General features: G+C 62.2%; 15 protein-coding genes. 9 read left to right on the plus strand and 6 right to left on the minus strand.

Going from position 1 to position 19,451, the window contains the following annotated elements; translation table 11 throughout:
• The coding region (locus tag GFM02_RS11015; protein WP_281411268.1) for a cytochrome c-type biogenesis CcmF C-terminal domain-containing protein at window positions 1-874 on the plus strand (874 nt) is incomplete at its 5' end.
• Complete coding sequence (locus GFM02_RS11020; RefSeq protein WP_168321693.1) at window positions 871-1,326, plus strand: cytochrome c-type biogenesis protein; 456 nt, start codon at window positions 871-873, stop codon at window positions 1,324-1,326. The genes GFM02_RS11015 and GFM02_RS11020, both read left to right, overlap by 4 nt.
• 23 nt (window positions 1,327-1,349) lie before the next feature.
• Here the strand turns inward: GFM02_RS11020 and GFM02_RS11025 are convergent, their stop codons facing one another.
• Window positions 1,350-2,000, minus strand: coding sequence for a hypothetical protein (locus GFM02_RS11025; RefSeq protein WP_168270123.1), 651 nt, complete (start codon window positions 1,998-2,000; stop codon window positions 1,350-1,352).
• Entirely contained in the window at window positions 2,000-2,416 is a 417-nt protein-coding gene (locus GFM02_RS11030) for a RusA family crossover junction endodeoxyribonuclease (RefSeq protein WP_168321694.1), read from the minus strand. The genes GFM02_RS11025 and GFM02_RS11030 overlap by 1 nt, the downstream gene beginning before the upstream one ends.
• 240 nt (window positions 2,417-2,656) lie before the next feature.
• On the opposite strand from GFM02_RS11030, the gene GFM02_RS11035 reads away from it, so the two are divergent.
• The 5 genes from GFM02_RS11035 to GFM02_RS11055 all read left to right on the plus strand — a co-directional run bounded on the left by GFM02_RS11035 (window position 2,657) and on the right by GFM02_RS11055 (window position 10,322).
• Window positions 2,657-4,249 (plus strand): Do family serine endopeptidase, encoded by a 1,593-nt coding sequence (locus GFM02_RS11035; protein WP_020049243.1) that lies wholly within the window; start codon window positions 2,657-2,659, stop codon window positions 4,247-4,249.
• A gap of 66 nt (window positions 4,250-4,315) precedes the next feature.
• Entirely contained in the window at window positions 4,316-5,071 is a 756-nt protein-coding gene (locus tag GFM02_RS11040; RefSeq protein WP_017990850.1) for a response regulator transcription factor, read from the plus strand.
• Entirely contained in the window at window positions 5,068-6,477 is a 1,410-nt protein-coding gene (locus GFM02_RS11045; RefSeq protein ID WP_168321695.1) for a sensor histidine kinase, read from the plus strand. The genes GFM02_RS11040 and GFM02_RS11045 overlap by 4 nt, the downstream gene beginning before the upstream one ends.
• A 136-nt stretch (window positions 6,478-6,613) precedes the next feature.
• The gene (locus tag GFM02_RS11050; RefSeq protein WP_168321696.1) at window positions 6,614-9,571 is read left to right on the plus strand and encodes a bifunctional [glutamine synthetase] adenylyltransferase/[glutamine synthetase]-adenylyl-L-tyrosine phosphorylase; all 2,958 of its coding nucleotides are present in this window, start codon (window positions 6,614-6,616) and stop codon (window positions 9,569-9,571) included.
• A 100-nt stretch (window positions 9,572-9,671) separates the two neighbouring features.
• Window positions 9,672-10,322 carry a glutathione S-transferase family protein gene (locus GFM02_RS11055; RefSeq protein WP_168321697.1) on the plus strand — a complete coding sequence of 217 codons (651 nt, stop codon included), beginning with the start codon at window positions 9,672-9,674 and terminating at the stop codon, window positions 10,320-10,322.
• 12 nt (window positions 10,323-10,334) lie between these two features.
• Here the strand turns inward: GFM02_RS11055 and GFM02_RS11060 are convergent, their stop codons facing one another.
• The 3 genes from GFM02_RS11060 to GFM02_RS35450 form a co-directional block, all read right to left on the minus strand.
• Window positions 10,335-12,644, minus strand: coding sequence for a PAS domain-containing sensor histidine kinase (locus GFM02_RS11060; protein WP_168321698.1), 2,310 nt, complete (start codon window positions 12,642-12,644; stop codon window positions 10,335-10,337).
• A 192-nt stretch (window positions 12,645-12,836) separates the two neighbouring features.
• Window positions 12,837-15,485 (minus strand): aminopeptidase N, encoded by a 2,649-nt coding sequence (gene pepN, locus GFM02_RS11065; RefSeq protein WP_168321699.1) that lies wholly within the window; start codon window positions 15,483-15,485, stop codon window positions 12,837-12,839.
• Between the two features lie 188 nt (window positions 15,486-15,673).
• Window positions 15,674-16,780 carry a methyl-accepting chemotaxis protein gene (locus tag GFM02_RS35450; RefSeq protein ID WP_168321700.1) on the minus strand — a complete coding sequence of 369 codons (1,107 nt, stop codon included), beginning with the start codon at window positions 16,778-16,780 and terminating at the stop codon, window positions 15,674-15,676.
• A 346-nt stretch (window positions 16,781-17,126) separates the two neighbouring features.
• On the opposite strand from GFM02_RS35450, the gene GFM02_RS11075 reads away from it, so the two are divergent.
• Both GFM02_RS11075 and GFM02_RS11080 read left to right on the plus strand, forming a co-directional pair.
• Complete coding sequence (locus GFM02_RS11075; RefSeq protein ID WP_003546796.1) at window positions 17,127-18,065, plus strand: DMT family transporter; 939 nt, start codon at window positions 17,127-17,129, stop codon at window positions 18,063-18,065.
• A 247-nt stretch (window positions 18,066-18,312) separates the two neighbouring features.
• A complete protein-coding gene (locus GFM02_RS11080) occupies window positions 18,313-19,185 on the plus strand; it encodes a hypothetical protein (RefSeq protein ID WP_168321701.1) in 873 nt (290 codons plus the stop codon).
• 91 nt (window positions 19,186-19,276) lie between these two features.
• On the opposite strand, the gene GFM02_RS11085 is transcribed toward GFM02_RS11080, so the two are convergent.
• On the minus strand, window positions 19,277-19,435 hold the full coding sequence (locus GFM02_RS11085) for a hypothetical protein (protein ID WP_164902133.1): 159 nt from the start codon (window positions 19,433-19,435) through the stop codon (window positions 19,277-19,279).
• Window positions 19,436-19,451: the final 16 nt, after the last annotated feature.

Genomic DNA, 19,451 nt, shown 5'->3' on the forward strand with positions numbered 1-19,451 from the left:
GGAAACGCTGACCGGCGACAAGATTTCCGTCGGAGCGCCGTTCTTCAACCTGACCTTCGGCCTGCTGATGGCGCCGCTGATCGTCATCGTGCCGTTCGGGCCGATGCTTGCCTGGAAGCGCGGCGATCTGCTCGGCGCCCTGCAGCGGCTCTACGTCGTCGCTGGTCTCGCCTTCCTTGCCGCGGTGGTCTTCTTCTACATCGAACATGGCGGGCCGGTGCTTTCGGTGCTCGGGCTTGCTGCCGGGCTGTTCCTGGTCCTCGGTGCGGTGGCCGATCTCTGGTACCGCGCCGGCATCGGCAAGGTGGCGGGCCATCTTGCCTGGCGCCGGCTTTCCGGCCTGCCGCGTTCGGCCTTCGGCACCGCGCTCGCCCATGCCGGGCTCGGCGTCACCGTGCTCGGCATCGTCGCGGTCACGACGTTCGAGACGGAGCACGTCATCGAGATGAAGCCGGGGCAGGTGACCGAGGCCGGCGGTTACAGCCTGCATTTCGACGGCATGCAGCCGGCGACCGGACCGAATTATAGCGAGGACCGCGGCCACTTCACCATCCGGCGCGCCGGTGTCGCGGTTGCCGATACCTGGTCGGCCAAGCGCCTTTACACCGCCCGCCAGATGCCGACGACGGAGGCCGGCATCCTGACCTTCGGGCTCAGCCAGCTCTATGTATCGCTCGGTGACGCCACCAAGGACGGCGGCATCGTCGTGCGCATCTGGTGGAAGCCGTTCATTCTCTGCATCTGGGGCGGCGCGGTGTTCATGGCCTTCGGCGGCCTCGTCTCGCTCAGCGACCGGCGCCTGCGTGTCGGCGCCCCGCGCCGTAAGGCGAAGCCGGCACGGCCGGCAGCTCCCGCAATGGAGCCGGCGGAATGATACGGCGTCTGCTCCTGGCTTTCGTTTTGCTGCTGGTGGCGGCCCCCGCCTTTGCCGTCAATCCGGACGAGGTGCTGGCCGATCCGGCGCTCGAAGCGCGCGCCCGCGCCCTTTCGGCGGAACTGCGCTGCATGGTCTGCCAGAACCAGTCGATCGACGATTCCAATGCCGACCTGGCCAAGGACCTGCGCCTGCTGGTGCGCGAGCGCATCGCCGACGGCGACAGCGACGAGGCGGTGCTGACCTATATCGTCTCGCGCTACGGCGAGTTCGTGCTGTTGAAGCCGCGTGTCAGCATGAAGACGGTGCTGCTCTGGGGTGCGCCGGTCCTGCTGGTGCTGGCCGGCGGGCTGTCACTGCTGGTCTTTGCGCGCAAGAGGGCCGGCAAGCCGACCGGCAGCAAGCTGACGGCAGACGAGCAGGCGAAGCTGAGCGAGCTTCTGAAAAAGTAGGCGGCCAACCGGCGGCAATTCCGTCAGATGGTGTTGGCTTGACGTTGAGTTTTCAGAAGCGATAGCAACTCATTGGTCGTAACAATGAGTTCCTGAAGTTGCCCAGCCGATGGCTGCAGATCCACGTTGCCGTGGATGACCTGGTTGCGAAGACTCGCCATATTCCTCAGTAACTCTGCCTGCGTCGGGGTCACAAATCCGCCGGCAGCGAGAAGCTCGACAACTCGTCCAGGCGTTTGCGGCCTGATTGTTTCGCCAGGTTCCAGATTTCGGGCGATTGCTTCAAGAGATGCCCACGCCAGCAAGAGCGCGGCTCTTGTATCAGCTAGCTTATCCAAATTTGCGACGGTCTGCTCAATTGACGAAAGGCTCGCAATGGGAACCTGTCGCTCGCCGTCGCCGCCATAGACGACCTCGAGACGCCAATCGGGATGACCCGCTAACATTTCTCTCAATCTGCGAATTTTCGATTGCGCTGTCGGACTACCTTTAGTGACGACCTCGACGATTATGTTGTCATCCGGCCCGGTCGCAACGGCGTCAGCGTCATAGTCGGCAAGGAAGGGGGGGAGATCCGCCTTGGCTGGACGGCGCACGACCCTGTAGCCCCGCGCATTGAGGCGCGGCAGGTATTCATCGAGCGCGTTTCTTTCGACTGCGGCGAAATCGATCATTAGAAAACTGCTTCCTCAGGGACTGCATCCACACGAATATAGAGGATCGGGTCCTCTGATCCTAGTGCTTGTACCAACGTGTCGGATGGATTGGAAAACGCCGCCTTTGTTTCGGGATCAAATCTTTGAACCAGCACTCGATCGACAAGACTATCATCGAGGTAGATGGAAGGGATCATCGCATCGAGCGTTAGCTTGACTATGTTGTCGATGTCGCCGGTCATCGCGGCCTGCGGAAAATAGAAGAGGGTTACCGCCAAGCGAGCTTCGTCGAACGACCAAGCTCCCTCCGGAAGTGCCCTGGCTGCCGCTTCGGCAACCCTTGTCTTCCATTCCTGCCTTGCCGCCGCAAGGACGCTTTGCGAACTGACAGGGGTTCCGATCACGTTGAATTCGAACGGCAGATCCGGCCACATAAGTTTCCGTTAAATTTTTGAATCAGAGGTGCCTGCCAGGCATAGAGCGGCTTCGGCATCCTGACAATACACCGCCTCTCTACCAAGCCGTATGGGTTTGCCGTCAGACAAACCTTGCAAACATTACGAACTTTTCATTCGCCGGACAGTTCGCAGTAAGGTGCGGCGTCCTATATCTTTAGTCATCGACTGATCCGGCGCCGCCGATCTGAAGATTTAAGAACAAAAGAAGGTGCTCCAATGCTCAAGAATTTCAACGGACGTCCGTCCCTCGCTACTGTGCTCAAGGCTTCTACCGTCGCCGGTATCGCAGCCGCTGTGCTCGCAACCGGCGTTCCGCTCGAAATCACCCGGTCTTATGCCGAAGCTGTCAAGGTCCAGGCGCCTGCCGTTCCGAGCTTCGCCAATGTCGTCGACGCCGTTTCTCCGGCCGTCGTTTCCGTCCGGGTCGAAAACCGCGTCAACCCCGTCGCCGACAATAATGACGGCTTCTCCTTCGATTTCAACGGCCGCGGCTTCGACGACCTTCCCGACGATCATCCGCTGAAGCGGTTCTTCAAGCAGTTCGGCGAGGGTCCGAATGATCAGCAGGGCCATTCCCGGCGCTTCGGCCAGAACGGCCCGAATGGCGGTCCGAATGGTCCGGGCGGCAAGGGTCGCCTCCGCCCCGTCGCCCAGGGTTCCGGCTTCTTCATCTCCGAGGACGGCTATATCGTCACCAACAACCACGTCGTTTCTGATGGCCAGGCCTTCGTCGCTGTCACGAATGACGGCACCGAGCTCGATGCCAAGCTGATCGGCAAGGATCCGCGCACCGACCTCGCCGTGCTGAAGGTCGACGGCAAGGGCAAGAAGTTCACCTACGTCAACTGGGCCGACGACAATAACGTCCGCGTCGGCGACTGGGTCGTTGCCGTCGGCAACCCCTTCGGCCTCGGCGGCACGGTCACAGCCGGCATCGTCTCGGCCCGCGGCCGCGATATCGGCTCCGGTCCCTATGACGATTACCTGCAGGTGGATGCCGCCGTGAACCGCGGCAACTCCGGCGGCCCGACCTTCAACCTCAGCGGCGAAGTCGTCGGCATCAATACCGCGATCTTCTCGCCGTCGGGCGGCAGCGTCGGCATCGCCTTCGCCATTCCCGCCTCGACCGCCAGGGATGTCGTCGCCGACCTGATGAAGGACGGCCAGGTCTCGCGCGGCTGGCTGGGTGTGCAGATCCAGCCGGTGACCAAGGATATCGCCGAATCCATCGGTCTCTCCGAGCCGAGCGGCGCCCTCGTGGTTGCCCCGCAGGCCGGTTCGCCGGGTGACAAGGCCGGCATGAAAGCCGGCGACGTCGTCACCGCGCTGAACGGTGAGACGATCAAGGATGCGCGTGATCTCAGCCGCCGCATCGGCGCGATGCAGCCGGGCAGCAAGGTCGAGCTTTCGGTCTGGCGCGCCGGCAAGGCCCAGCCTCTCACCGTCGAACTCGGTACGCTGCCGATCGACCAGAAGGATGCGTCCGCCGATGACAACAGCCAGCCGCAGCAGCCTGAGGCACCGGCTTCCGAAAAGGCGCTTGCCGATCTCGGCTTGACGGTTGGCCCGTCTGACGATGGCAAGGGCCTGGCGATAACAGGCATCGATCCGGACTCCGACGCTGCCGACAAGGGCATCAAGGAAGGCGAAAAGATCACTTCGGTCAACAACCAGGAGGTCGCCAGCCCCGACGATGTCGTCAGGGTGCTGAACCAGGCCAAGAAGGACGGGCGCACCCGCGCGCTGTTCCAGATCCAGTCCAATGAAGGAAGCCGTTTCGTCGCGCTTCCGATCAACGGCCAGGGCTGACCCTCAAGACAACTTGGAGCCGCGCGGACGAAACTCCGCGCGGCTCGATTCTTCTGACCTTGAAGGATGATCGCGATGAGCGCCGCCCCGCAGGAAGATGCTTTGAGCCTTGCCGAAACGCAGCCGGCGGGTAATGTCGGCCGCATGAAGATTCTCATCATCGAAGATGATCTCGAAGCCGCGGTCTACCTCACGAAAGCCTTTCGCGAGGCGGGCATCGTCGCCGATCACGCCAGCGACGGCGAGAGCGGCCTGTTCATGGGGTCGGAAAATACCTACGACGTGATCGTCATCGATCGCATGCTGCCGCGCCGGGACGGGCTTTCCGTCATCAGCGAGTTGCGCCGCAAGGCCATCCATACGCCGGTCCTCATCCTCTCGGCACTCGGCCAGGTCGATGACCGCGTGACCGGTCTTCGTGCCGGCGGCGACGATTACCTGCCGAAGCCTTATGCCTTCAGCGAGTTGTTGGCACGCGTCGAGGTGCTCGGCCGCCGCAAGGGCACGCCGGATCAGGACGTCGTCTATCGCGTCGGCGATCTCGAACTCGACCGGCTCTCCCACGAAGTGCGCCGCGGCGGCAAGGAGATCCCGCTGCAGCCGCGCGAATTCCGCCTGCTGGAATATCTGATGAAGAATGCCGGCCAGGTGGTGACCCGCACCATGCTGCTCGAAAATGTCTGGGACTATCACTTCGACCCGCAGACCAACGTCATCGACGTCCATGTCTCGCGGCTGCGCTCGAAGATCGAGAAGGACTACAGCCAGCCGCTCCTGAAGACCATTCGCGGCGCGGGGTACATGATCAAGGATGAGGGATGAGCCGTTTCAAGGTTCTCTTCAAGTCCACAGCAGTCCGCCTTTCGGCACTCTACATCCTGCTTTTCGCGATCTGCGCCGCGACGCTCGTCTTCTATGTGACGGCGATGTCGGAACGGCTGCTGTCGGGCCAGATCCGCGACGCCGTCAGGCAGGAGGTGGAGCAGGTGCAGCGCGCCTATGACACCGGCGGCATGAACCTTCTGCTGCGCATGATGGAGCGGCGTGCCCGCCAGCCGGGCGCCAACCTCTATATCATCGCCGGTCCCTCGGGCGATATTCTCGCCGGCAATGTCGCCTCGGTGCAGCCGGGTGTCTTCGAGGAGATCGGCTGGACCTCCGCGCCCTTCGGCTACCAGCGTTATACCGACAGCGGCATCGAGCGCCGCCACAGGGCGATTGCCAATATCTTCGTGCTCGACAATGGCCTCAGAATCCTGATTGGCCGCGACCTTGGCGACCCCGAGCGTTTCCGTCTGCTGGTGCGCCAGGCGCTGATGGTGGCCTTGGCGATCATGGGGCTCGGCGCCATCATCATCTGGTTCGCCATCGGCCGCAACGCACTGAAACGCATCGACCGCATGTCGGATGCGAGCAAGAAGATCATGGCCGGCGACCTGTCGCAGCGCCTGCCTGTGGGCGGATCCGGCGATGAATTCGACCGCTTGTCGATGTCGCTGAATACCATGCTGGAGCGCATCGAGAAGCTGAACGAAGGCCTGCGGCAGGTCTCCGACAACATCGCCCACGATCTCAAGACGCCGTTGACGCGGCTGCGCAACAAGGCGGCCGATGCACTGGATATCGCCGACGGCGAGGCGCGGCGCACTGCACTGGAAGGCATCATCTCCGAATCGGACCAGCTGATCCGCACCTTCAACGCGCTGTTGATGATCTCCCGCGTCGAGGCCGGATCGGTCGCCGCCGAGATGTCGCCGGTGGAGCTTTCGGCCATCGTCGCCGACAGCGCCGAGCTTTACGAGCCGGCGGCGGAGGAGGCCGGGCTTGGCCTCAGCTCCAGCATCGAGCCGGATGTCGAGGTGCAGGGCAATCGAGAGCTGATCGGCCAGGCAATCTTCAATCTGCTCGACAATGCCATCAAATATTCCTCCGATACGGAAGGAGCAGGCAAGGTAACGCTGAAGCTCGCCCGCCGCCCGGATGGCATCTGCCTTTCGGTGGCCGACCATGGGCCAGGCGTTCCGGCCGACAGGCGCGACGACGTGGTGAAGCGCTTCGTCCGCCTCGATGAAAGCCGATCGAAGCCGGGAACGGGGCTCGGGCTTTCGCTGGTGGAAGCAGTGATGGAGCTGCACAACGGCCGGTTGGAACTCTCCGATACCGATCCCGACAAGCCCGAAAAGCGCGGATTGACCGTCAGCATGATCTTCCCCGCCAAGGCTGCCTGAGCTTTTCCGCCGAAACACGATCGGTTGAATCGTATATTGGCGGTTTGCCGCCAAGACCCTAGTTTAATGCTGGTCGAAGGAGGCGTTCCCGCGATTCTGCGGGACCGTTCCTTCGGCGCTAAAGCAGGGAGAGTGCATGCTGACGAAATCGACGCATTGCCTGAAGAATGTGGCCGAAGGGCTGCTGCGTCCGCTGAACCAGACGGAGTTGAAGCTGGCGCTGGCCGACCTTCAGGAGGCCGGCAGACACGAGCCGTCGGTGGCTGCGATGCTGAAGACGGAGAGCCCGCTTTGCGATTTCATCGCGGCCGTGCTGACGCTGTCGCCTTATCTGCGCGAAATCGTCAATCTCGATCCCGCCATCCTCGCCGGCGCCATCACCCAACCGCTGGAGCCGCAGATCGAGGCGCTGGTCGCCGATGCGCGGCGCTGCTGGCAGCGGGACGGCGAGGGGGCCGCACCTTCGGAATCCGTGGTGATGAGCAGGCTGCGCATCATCAAGCGCAAGGTGGCCTTCCTCGTCGCTCTCGCCGATCTCGCGCGCATCTTCGACGGCCGGGCGACGACGGCCTGGCTGAGCGAGCTTGCCGAAGCTTCGGTTGCCGCCGCGATCGACCATCTGCTGCTGGCGGCGCATGAGGGTGGAAAGCTCAGGCTGCGGGATCTGGCGGCACCGAGCGAGGGCTCCGGGCTGATCGTGCTCGGCATGGGCAAACTCGGCGCATCCGAACTCAACTATTCCTCCGATATCGACCTCGTCGTCGTTTTCGACGAACAGGCGGGCATCGTGCCCGACCCCGATGACGCGATCGAGGTCTTTCCCAGAATGATGCGCCGGCTGGTGCGCATCCTGCAGGAGCGGACAGCCGACGGCTACGTCTTCCGCACCGATCTCAGATTGCGCCCCGATCCCGGCTCGACGCCGCTGGCGATCCCGGTCGATGCGGCGATGATCTATTACGAGGGCAGGGGCCAGAACTGGGAGCGGGCGGCCTTCATCAAGGCGCGTGCCGTTGCCGGCGACTTGACCGCGGGCGGCGATTTCCTGCGCGGGCTCGCCCCTTTCGTCTTCCGCAAATATCTCGATTACGCGGCGATTGCCGATATCCATTCGATCAAGCGTCAGATCCACGCGCATAAGGGCCACGGCGCCATTGCGGTCAAGGGTCATAACGTCAAGCTCGGCCGCGGCGGCATTCGCGAGATCGAATTCTTCGTCCAGACGCAGCAGCTGATTGCCGGCGGTCGCATGCCGGCATTGCGTGGCAGGGCGACGGAGGAGACGCTCGGTGAACTCACCAAGGCGAAATGGATCGACGCGGAGACCCGCGACGAACTGACGGAGGCTTACTGGTTCCTGCGCGATGTCGAGCATCGCATCCAGATGGTGCGCGACGAGCAGACCCACCTGCTGCCGGAGACCGATGCCGACCTGAAGCGCATCGCCTTCATGATGGGCTTTTCCGACACGCCGAGCTTCTCCGAGCGGCTGGTCGGCGTGCTGAAAACGGTCGAGCGGCGTTATGCCCACCTCTTCGAGCAGGAGAGCAGGCTTTCCACCGACACCGGAAATCTCGTCTTCACCGGCCAGGGCGACGACCCGGATACGCTGGAGACGCTGAAGAAACTCGGTTTTACCAGACCGTCCGATATTTCCCGTATCATCCGCACCTGGCACTACGGCCGCTACCGGGCGACGCAATCGGTCGAGGCGCGTGAAAGGCTGACGGAGCTGGCGCCGGAGCTCCTGCGGGTCTTTGGTGAAAGCAAGCGCGCCGACGAGGCGCTGCTGCGCTTCGACAGTTTCATCTCCGGCCTTCCCTCCGGCATCCAGCTGTTCTCGCTGCTCGGCAGCAACCCGGCGCTGCTGTCGCTGATCGTCAACATCATGTCCTCCGCACCCCGGCTTGCCGAGGTGATCGCCGCCAAGCCGCATGTCTTCGACGGCATGCTCGATCCCGGCCTGATGGCCGAGCTGCCGACGCGCGATTATCTCGGCGAACGGCTGAAGGGCTCGCTTGCCCAGGCACGCCACTATGAAGAGGTGCTCGACCGGCTGCGCATCTTCGCCGCCGAGCAACGCTTCCTGATCGGCATCCGCCTGCTCACAGGCGCGATCAACGGCGTGATGGCCGCACGCGCCTTCACCCATCTCGCCGACCTCATCATTGCGGCGGCACTCGATGCCGTGGTCGGCGAGATGCGGGCAGCACACGGCGATTATCCCGCCGGGCGCATCGCTGTCGCCGGCATGGGTAAACTCGGCAGCTTCGAGCTGACCGCCGGTTCCGACATCGATCTGATCCTGCTCTATGATTATGACGATGCGGCCTCCGAGTCCGACGGGCCGAAGCCGCTCGATGCGACGCGTTACTTTACCCGCATCACCCAGAGGCTGATGGCCGCTTTGTCGGCGCCGACCGCCGAAGGTGTGCTTTATGAGGTCGACATGCGGCTGCGCCCATCCGGCAACAAGGGGCCGGTCGCCACCCGCATCAATGCCTTCGGCAAGTATCAGCGCGAAGAGGCATGGACCTGGGAACATATGGCGCTCAGCCGCGCTCGGCTGATTTGCGGCAATGAGAGCCTGATCGCCGAGGCGGAACATATCGTCCGCGAGGTGCTGTCGGCCGATCGCGACATTGCCAAGGTGGCGCATGATGTTGCCGAGATGCGCGAACTGATCGACAGGGAAAAGCCGCCCTCCGGTCCGTGGGACCTGAAGCTCATTCCCGGCGGCGTCATCGATCTCGAATTCATCGCCCAATATCTCGCACTGATCGCGCCGACCAGGGGCGTCGGCATTGCCGTCAATGGGATCAGCACCGGCGAGGCCCTGAAAGTGCTTGGCGACCGGCTGATGGCGCCAGTCGATCTCGATATATGCCTCGAGGCGTTCGCGCTTTATACCCGCCTTTCGCAGCTGATCCGCCTCTCCATCGACGGCCTGTTCGATCCGAAGGATGCGCCGGCGGGCCTCGTCGAACTCGCCTGCCGCGCCGGCGACTGCCCTGACATCAAGACGCTGGAAGGCGAGGTAAAGCGGCTTTCGAAAGCGGTTCGGAAAATATTCCTGAATGTCGTAAAAGCCTGATCTCACATCAGATGGAACGACCGCGAGGATTATCTCGAGCATGGCCTGTCGGATTCTCGTTTAGCCAGTCGTCTTCAGGACAAAGCTATGGAGAACACCAATGACGATTACCATCACTGCCTTTGAACGGTCGCCCGATCGCGGCAGGGGTCTGGCGCGTGACATGCGCGTTCGCTGGGCGCTCGAAGAAGTGGGCCAGCCTTACGACGTTCGTCTTGTTTCGTTCAAGACTATGAGAGAACCCGCGCATCTCGCACTTCAGCCTTTCGGGCAGATCCCGACCTATGAAGAAGGCGATCTCGCTTTATTCGAGTCCGGAGCGATCGTCTTTCATATCGGCGAGCGCCATCCGGGCCTGCTGCCGGACGATGCGAATGCCCGGGCGCGCGCGCTCACATGGATGTTTGCCGCGCTCAACACGGTGGAAACACCGATCTTCGACCGCGCTCTCGTCATGATCCTCGAGCGCGACAAGCCTTGGTACGACCAGCGCCTTTCTGCCCTTGAGGACAGCATCCGGAAGCGGCTGACCGACCTCTCCCACCGTCTTGGCGATGCCGACTGGCTCGACGGCGCGTTCAGCGCCGGTGACCTGCTGATGGTGACGGTGCTTCTCAGGTTGAAAGGATCAGGCATACTGGAAGAATATTCGAATCTCTCCGCCTATATCGCCCGCGGCGAAGCGCGGCCGGCATATAAGCGCGCTTTCGCCGCCCAATTGGCGGTTTTCACCGCCGCATCGGTCGGCTAAATGAGGTCGGGTCTAGATATCGTCGGGAATACGCAGCGAGATTACGGTGCCGACCGCTTCGCGTGAGCGGATCTTCATGCGGCCGCCATGCAGCAGGGTTAGCGAGCGGGAGATGGCGAGCCCGAGGCCGGAGCCGCCCTTGCTCTTGGCATATTGGCTCTGCACCTGCTCGAAGGGCTGGCCGATCTTCGACAGCGCCGAGCGTGGAATGCCGATGCCGGTGTCGGCGATGGTGACGACGACGGCGCCGTCGACGCGGCGGGTGCGTACCGCGATGCGGCCGCCATTGTCGGTGAACTTCACCGCATTGGAGAGCAGGTTGAGCAGCACCTGCTTCATCGCCCGGCGGTCGGCCATCAGCGTCAGACCGGAGCAGATGCGCTGTTCGATGACGATGTTCTTTTCAGCTGCGGGCATGGCGGTGAAGCGCAGGCTTTCCTCAATCAGCGGCACAAGATCGATGCGCTCGCAATGCAGCCTGACATGGCCGGCTTCGATCTTCGACATGTCGAGAATGTCGTTGATGACGTTGAGCAGATGTTTGCCGCTGTCATGGATATCGCGGGCATATTCGTCGTATTTCAGCGAGCCGAGCGGACCGAACATCTGGTTCTGCAGGATTTCCGAGAAGCCGAGGATGGCGTTGAGCGGCGTGCGCAGCTCATGCGACATGTTGGCGAGGAATTCCGATTTCGCCTTGTTGGCAGCCTCGGCGCGTTCCTTCTCCGCCTGGTAGTTGGCGTTGGCCGTCGAAAGCTCGGATTTCTGGATCTCCAGTGTCTGGCGCGAGGCGGACAGATCGCCGATCGTCGCCATCAGCCGGCGCTCGGATTCGCGCAGCCGCTCCTGATGGCGTTTCATCAGCGTGATGTCGGTTCCGACCGAGACCCTGCCGCCGTCGCGGGTGCGCCGCTCGTTGATCTGCAGCCAGCGCTCGTCGGCAAGCTGCACTTCCGTCGTGCGCGAATAGCCGGAGCCGTCGGCATCGGAAATCCGCCGCTCGATGACAGGCCGGGCGGCGGCGGCATTGACGGTCGAGCGCTCGGTGCCGGGCACGAGCACGCTATCCGGCAGGCCATAGGCCTGCTGGAAATGCGTGTTGCACATGACCAGCCGATCGTTTTTGTCCCAGAGCACGAAGGCTTCCGAGGTGCATTCGATGGCGTCGGCCAGGCGTTGGTCGGCTTCTGCGTAGCGCTGGGCGAGCCTATGCTGTTCGGTCACGTCCATGGCGATGCCGATCAGGTGCATACGGCCGGAATTGCTGCGGATCACCTGGGCGCGCGCCCGCATCCAGACATAGTGGCCGCCGGCATGGCGCATGCGGAAGATCTGGTCGACCTGGGCGGAAGCGCCCTTGCCGATGACGCGCGCGATCTCGTAGAGCCCGCCGTCATCGGGATGCATCAGCCGCGCGGCGTCGCCGAAGCCCATCGTCTTGTCGGAACCCGGCAGGCCGAGCATGTCGTACATTGAGCGCGACCAGAAGAATTCGCGGCTCTCGAAATCGAAATCCCAGAGGCCGCAGCGGCCGCGCGACAGCGCCGTCTCCACGCGCAGGTTCGATTCCACGAAGATGTCGTCGGCGTCACGGGCGCGCTTCACCTGGGTGTAATAGGCATAGAGGATGACGAGCAGGATCGAGGAGATCCCGGCAAACAGCGTGACGTTGAGCGCCAGTTCCTCGCGCCAGAGCCGGCCGACCTCGTCGAGCGAGGTGGCGGCGACGATATAACCGCCGGCATTGCCCATCAGCGTGATCTCGGCATAATAGGGCACGCCGCCGATCGTCGTTTCGATGACGCCGGCGCGATCGCCGAAGCGGCGGATCGCCGAGACCTCGGGGAAGAAATCGCCGACATTGCTGCCAACATGCGAAAGCCCGGCGGTGGTCGCGGCAAAAACCTTGCCGCTTGCCTGCACGAGCAGCACGAAAGCGCCGCTGTCCAGCCGGTCCTGCGGCAGGTATTTGGCGAGGCGGGCCTGCGCCCCGGCGATATCGCCGCTGTCGAAGATGTCGGCCGCATCGGCAAACACCGCAGAGGCGGTCGCCGCCGAAAGGGCGGTGGCATGGCGCGCCGAGGCCTCCAGCCGCCCATATTCGCTCATCATGCCGAAGAAATGCGAGGCGGCGACGACGGAGAGGAAGGCGACGATCAGCGCCGGGATGGCCCGTTTCAAGACCAGCTCGGCCTTGGGCAGATAACGGAGAAGTGGTTCCGATGTCGCATGGCCCGAAAGGCTGTCGCGCCAGGCTTTCAGCCCGTCAAAATCGACACGCAGCCGTCCTCCGGCCACGGTTGCCCGCCGCACGTCCATCATCTCTTCGCCTTGTTCCTCATGTGATTCGCGCGCCGCTCGCTCGAACCTGACCTAGAGAATCATGGGTGATTCGCCTTGTCCAGAGGCAAAGGTAAAAATCCGTTAACTATTTATAATTTCGGGTTTTTCCAGGTGATTCGAGGTGCTGGGCGACCGGCCGCCGAATTTCTCCTGATGGCCGGTCGAATCAAATTACCCTTTAAGCGTGCGCTCTACGATATCGCGCACGTCGGTCGAAAGATCGGCGGCCCGCTCGATCTCGATCAGCGCCGAGCGGGCGTGATCGGCACGCACGGGTTCGAGCGAGCGCCAGGAGCGCATCGAGGTGAGGATGCGGGCGGCAAGCTGCGGGTTGCGCCCGTCGATATCGAGAATCTGATCCGCGAGGAAGCGATAGCCTTCGCCATCGGCGCGGCCGAATCCGGTCGGGTTGGCAAAGGCGAAGGTGCCGACCAGCGACCGCATCCGGTTCGGATTGGTGCGCTTGAAGAGCGGATCGTCCATCAGCGCGCGGACCCGTCCCAGGGTTTTTGCGCCCGGAATGCCGGCCTGGATCGCGAACCATTTGTCGATGACGAGCGCATTTTCCGCGAAGCGGTCACGGAAGGTGGCGAGCGCCTCGCTTGTCTCGGCGCTGTCGGGAAAACGATGGGCGAGGATGGTTAGCGCATGGCTGAGATCGGTCATATTGTTGGCCGCATCGAAGGCGGCCTTGGCGCGGGCCGGCGTCTCTTCGGCATGCGAGAGGTAGGTGAGGGCGCTATTGCGCAGCGCCCGCAGGCCGGCGCTTTTCGCATCCGGGTTGAAATCGCCTGATGTCGTCATCGCTGCGTAGAGGCTGGCAAAGACATCCTTTCCGGCATCGGCGATCTGTTTCAAGACCGCCTGCCGACCGGCATGGATGGCATCGGGATCGTTGTTGCCGCCAAGTTCCCGGGCGATATCGGATTCGCTCGGCAGAGCCAGCGCCTGGGCACGGAAGGCGGGCTCGAGGCTCTCGTCGGCGGCGGCCGCGATCAGTGTCTCGACGAAGGTCGCCTCGCAGATCACAGGCTTACCCTGGCGGGCGTCGCGTGCCGCTTTCAGCAGGTTCGGCAGCGCCAGATCGGTCAATGCCTGCCAGCGGGCGAAGTGATCGGTCTCATGGCGGGCGAGATGGGCGAGATCGGCCGGGCTCTGATCGAAATGCAGGTTGATCGGCGCCGAGAAGCTGCGGTTGATCGAAACGACCGGCCGCGAGCCAACGCCATGGAACACGGCCGTCTGCGTGCGCCCCGTGAGATGCAGCACCTCGCCGGCATATTCCGCGCCGTCGACCGAGGTCGGCTCGATCTTGCCGCCGTTTTCGCCAAACAGCGCGAGGCTGAGCGGAATATGCATCGGCTCCTTGCTCGGCTGGCCGGGCGTTGCCGGGATCATCTGTTCGAGCGACAGTGTGAAACTGCCGGCCGCCGCATCATAGCTGCCCGATGCGGTGACGAGCGGCGTGCCGGCCTGATGGTACCAGAGCGAAAATTGCGTGAGGTCGCGACCGCTTGCATCCTCGAAGCATTTGACGAAATCCTCGATCGTCACGGCCTCACCGTCATGGCGGTCGAAATAGAGGTCCATGCCTTTCTTGAAGCCGTCCTTGCCGAGCAGCGTCGCGATCATGCGCGTGACTTCGCTGCCCTTTTCGTAGACGGTCGTCGTGTAGAAATTATTGATCTCACGATATGTCGTCGGCCGCACCGGATGGGCGAGCGGGCCGCCGTCCTCCGGGAACTGCTCCGATTTCAGGTGGCGCACTTCGGCAATGCGCTTGACGGCGCGCGAGCGCTGGTCGGAAGAGAATTCGTGGTCGCGATAGACCGTCAGGCCTTCCTTGAGGCACAGCTGGAACCAGTCGCGGCAGGTGATGCGGTTACCTGTCCAGTTGTGGAAATATTCATGCGCGATGATCGTCTCGATATTGGCATAGTCGGCATCGGTGGCGATCTCTGGATCGGCAAGGACGTATTTGTCGTTGAAGACGTTGAGGCCCTTGTTCTCCATCGCGCCCATGTTGAAATCGGAGACGGCGACGATCATGAAGATGTCGAGATCGTATTCGCGGCCGAACCTCTCTTCGTCCCACTTCATCGAGCGTTTCAGCGCGTCCATGGCATAGGCTGCGCGCGGCTCCTTGCCGTGCTCGACATAGATCTTCAGCACCACCTCACGGCCGGACATGGTCGTGAACGTGTCTTCGACGACGCCGAGATCGCCGGCGACGAGCGCGAAGAGATAGCTCGGCTTCGGATGCGGATCGAACCAGGCGGCGAAATGTTTGCCGGGGCCATAGCCGGCGCCGCCGAGGAAGTTGCCGTTCGACAAAAGCAGCGGGTTGGCGTCCTTGTCGGCGATGATGTTGACCGTGAACGGCGCAAGCACGTCGGGCCGGTCGGGAAAATAGGTGATGCGGCGGAAACCCTCCGCCTCGCACTGCGTGCAGTAGATGCCGCCGGTGCGGTAAAGGCCCATCAGCTTGGTGTTGGCCTCAGGGTTGATGACGGTGGTGACCGTCAGTTCAAAGGGCGCGCTCTCCGGCAGGTCGCGCACCGTCAGGCTTTCCGGTGTTGCGTCGTAACGCGAAGGGTCCAGTTCCACCTGGTCCAACAGCAGCCCCGACAGCATCAGTTCGTCGCCGTCGAGAACGATCGGCGCTGCCGGATCGGTGCCCGGGCGACGATGAAAGATCAGACGTGCCTCGACCTTTGTCTCCGTCGGGTCGAGTTCGAAGGTCAGGTCCACACGTTCCAGCACGAAGTCGGTGGGACGGTAATCTGCCAGATGAATGACCTGGCCGGTATCTGTTCGCATGGTGTTTCCTGAAGACCGTTATTTGATAACCGCGGAATACAGAGGCGGGCGCACTCTGCCATAAATTTTGCCGGGGATGATTACATTAAAGTCTGAACTAAAGTTAAAGCAAATTGCCCGCGAACACCAAGTTCGCGGGCAAAATATCTTATTGGAAACGGATGAACGCCGCTGCGGGGAGATGGGCGCTACTTCAGGTTGAGGGCGGCTTTGATCGTCGCGTCGTTTTCCGTCTGCTGCACGACGACGCCGTACCAGCCGAGCCCATCGTAATCCTCGTAGCCGAGGGTCCGCGCGAAGGCGACGATCGAGCCGTTATTGTCGTAGTAGCTGCCTTTCGTTTGGCCGGACGGATTGGCGAGCGCGAAATGGGAAAAGAGCAAGGCGCGATTGGTGGTGGCGATGACCCGGCTCTTGCCGTCGAGCAGCATGACCGTCGTTCTTTCCGCCAGTTGCGGTGGCAGGTTGGCTTCTTTCTCGACGATCGCCTGGCCCTGGTTCTGCCAGTCGAAATAGACGCCGAGCGTGCCGACCAGCCGCCCGTCGAGCTTGCCCTCTTCGCGGATGCCTGTGGCATAAACGAGCGCATGCCTGGCGTCGTGGAGCGGGCTCGCTTTGACATCATCGACGATATAAGCGTCGCCGGAGGAGCAGGCGGATGCCGCGCGGAACCACGGATCGCCGGCAAGGCTTGTGCCTGCGATCTTGCGCTGGAACTTGGGATTGGCGGAGGCGATCACCTTGCCCGAGAGATCGGTCATGACGAGATCGAGATAGACGGTGTAGAAGCGGTTGATGGCGCCGAGACGCTCCGCCGCAAAGGCGACGGTTTCCCGGCTCGGGTTCTGCAGCGCCTGCCAGAGCGCTGGATCCGTCGCCCACCAGCGCACATCGGCCGTGCGCTCGAAGAGATTGCGGACGATGAGCTGCACCAGCGTCTGCGCCAGATCGGTGAGGCGAACGCCCTCCATCTCCTCGACCAGCGAGTCCGCCATGGCACGGCTGAGGCCGATGCGGCCGAGCACGTTGCTCTCGAACCTGCCGGTGATGTCGGTCGCGATCTGCGCCAGCCGCTGCACCTCGTTGGCAACGACGGCAAAGCCCTTTCCGGTCTCGCCGGCCCTAGCCGCCTCGATCAGCGCATTGATCGCCAGCAGCTTGATCTGCTTGACGATATGGGTGTTGTCGGCGCTGAAGCGCTCGAGGTCGGTGCTGATGCCGTCGGTGACGACGCGCATGGAGCGCGGTGTCGCATTCTGCGACTGGGCAATGGTTTCGACGCTAAGCGGCTTCATCAAATGGGATCCTGAAAGGAGCGGGCAATTGTTTGTGCGGTGAAGAAAATTTCGAGATCAGCGATAAAAACGATGCTTGCCTATGGTTTTCAATTGGTTAACGCCGAGCGCCGGGAGATGAACATTTTGGGGGTAAATGGCTCAAAAAAGGAAATTTCAGCGCGGTGACGCGTATGCAGCACGGTTGAGCCCGCGGCTGACGGCGATTCTGTGATTCTCTCATATTGCTTGCGGTTTTTTCGCCAATCAGACTTTTCTTTCGCTACGATGGGCGACGTCACCTGCTGCGTTCCCGAGTCGAACGCGTCTCCCCGTTCCGGTTAAGTCAGTATCAAGAGCCAGGATCATGCACTCGGTTCTCAGAAACCCGATGAGAGGCATTGCGCTGAAAGTCTCGTCGGTCGTGGTCTTCCTGGCCATGCAGACCTTCATCAAGCTGGCGGGCTCAGACATCCCGCCGGGGCAGGTCACCTTCTGCAGGTCGTTCTTCGCGCTTTTCCCGATCATGGCCTATCTGGCCTATAACAGGCAGTTGCGCGCCGCCTTCTACACGGCCAATCCAATCGGTCACCTGAAGCGCGGCACGATCGGCATCTTGTCGATGGCTTTCGGTTTCTACGGCCTGCTGCATCTACCGCTGCCGGAGGCGATCGCGCTCGGCTATGCGTTGCCGCTCGTCGCCGTCATCTTCGCTGCCGTTTTTCTCGGCGAGACCGTGCGCATCTATCGCTGGAGCGCCGTCCTCGTCGGCATCGTCGGCGTCGCCATCGTTTCATGGCCGAAACTCACGCTGTTTCGCGACGGCGGCATGGAAGCAGAACAGGCCGTCGGTGCGCTCTGCGTGCTGCTCTCGGCCGTTCTCGGCGGCGTGGCGATGATCCAGGTGCGCCGCCTCGTCGAGGAAGAGAAGACGGCGACGATCGTGCTCTATTTCTCGATCACCGCCTCGGTCTTCTCGCTGGCTTCTCTTCCCTTCGGCTGGCTCATCCTGGCATGGCCGACGGCGCTCTATCTGATCGCAGCTGGCTTTTGCGGCGGAGTCGCGCAGATCCTGCTGACGGAAAGTTACCGCCATGCCGACGTCTCCACCATCGCGCCGTTCGAATACACCTCGATCCTGCTCGGCGGCATCGTCGCCTACTTCGTCTTCGGCGACGTGCCGAGCGTGACCATGCTGATCGGCACCGTCATTGTCGTCGCCGCCGGCATCTTCATCATCTATCGCGAGCATCAGCTGGGCATCGAGCAGAGAGAGGCGCGCAAGGCCACAACGCCGCAAGCCTGACGGCTGCAAGCGCATGTTTATCAAGGTTTTAACGCAGGGATTGCGGTGGCTTGAAACTTGCGCTCAAAGAGTGAAAAGAATGGTGAATTCTTGGGATATCCTCGGTCTGCGGAATATGATTGTTGAACATGAGAGAGTATCATTTATTCCAAGCTGTGCATGTCTGAATGGCCGCTGATGCCGGAGGAGCTCTCGGGTGTCGTTGCTCCGAACGCTGGCCGGCGAGCGGGGGGTGGAGAAAAGCATAATGGCATTCACAGCGGAGCAATTGGTGGGGAACTCTTCCTTTCTGATGAGCATTCGCTTTTTGGCTGGGCAGATGCGCGGCATGTTCGATGCCGGTCCGCGGCTGGCGCGACTGCTCGCCTCCCATCAACGCTGGCTTCTGACCCAGACTGCCTATGCCCTCCATCTGGAATATGATCCGCGCGACCCGACCTCGGGCTTCACCGCCGTTGGGCTGACCGGGCGCATCACCGCGCACAAGGTGGCGAGCCGCAACACCGTGCTCGCCTTCATCGAAGAACTCTATACCTACCGCTTCATCACCCACACGCCCGGCGACGAGCGGCGGCGACCACGTCATTTCGAACCGGGCGACGTCAGTCATCAGGGTATGTTTGCCTGGCTTTTCTCCAATCTCGGTGCGCTCGACCTGCTCGACGGCGGTCAAAGGGCAGCCTTTTTCCAGGCAAATCCATCACTGATGCGGCTCATTCAGCCGCGCATTGCCCGCCATTGCCTCGAAGATGCCGCCTGGCGCGAACCGCCGGAGCAGGTAGCGCTCTTCCTCTGGACGGAAGCCGGCGGCCTCGTCGTCGACAACTTCATCGCCCGGATGGCTATAGAAGGCAGCGAGCCGGATAGGCTGTCCGTCGGCCGTGTCGAAACCCGCGCGCTCGCTGCCGATTTCATGATGTCGCGCACTCATCTGCAGCGGTTGCTGGCAAAAGCGGCGCAACGCGGCTGCGTCGGCTGGCGTGACGAGCCGCGCAAGACGCACCTATGGATATCGCGGGATTTCGTCGAGGAATATTGCGCCTGGCAGGCGGTCAAGTTCGCCTATGTCGATGAAGCCTTCGAATGGGCGAAGGCCCAGATCGAGGAAATGGCCATCTAACCAGAGCACTTCCAGCAAAAGTGCGCAGCGGTTTTGCGTCCGGAATGCGTGAAAACAAAGAGATAGAGCATTTCCATGACTCGGAAATGTTCTAGAGAACGATCGCCGCTGTACCTGCGCCAATGCGCGATCCGGCATCGGCCGGCTTGACCGAAAGCTCGCGCTCATATTCCCGCGCGGCGCAGACCGCGACGCGGATGTGCTCGAAGGTTTCGATGTTGCGCAGAAGCGATATCAGGATCGTCGACATGTTGGGTACTCTTGAC

Source organism: Rhizobium leguminosarum bv. viciae, assembly GCF_012276115.1.
In the GTDB taxonomy this organism is placed as follows: Bacteria; Pseudomonadota; Alphaproteobacteria; order Rhizobiales; family Rhizobiaceae; genus Rhizobium; species Rhizobium leguminosarum_T.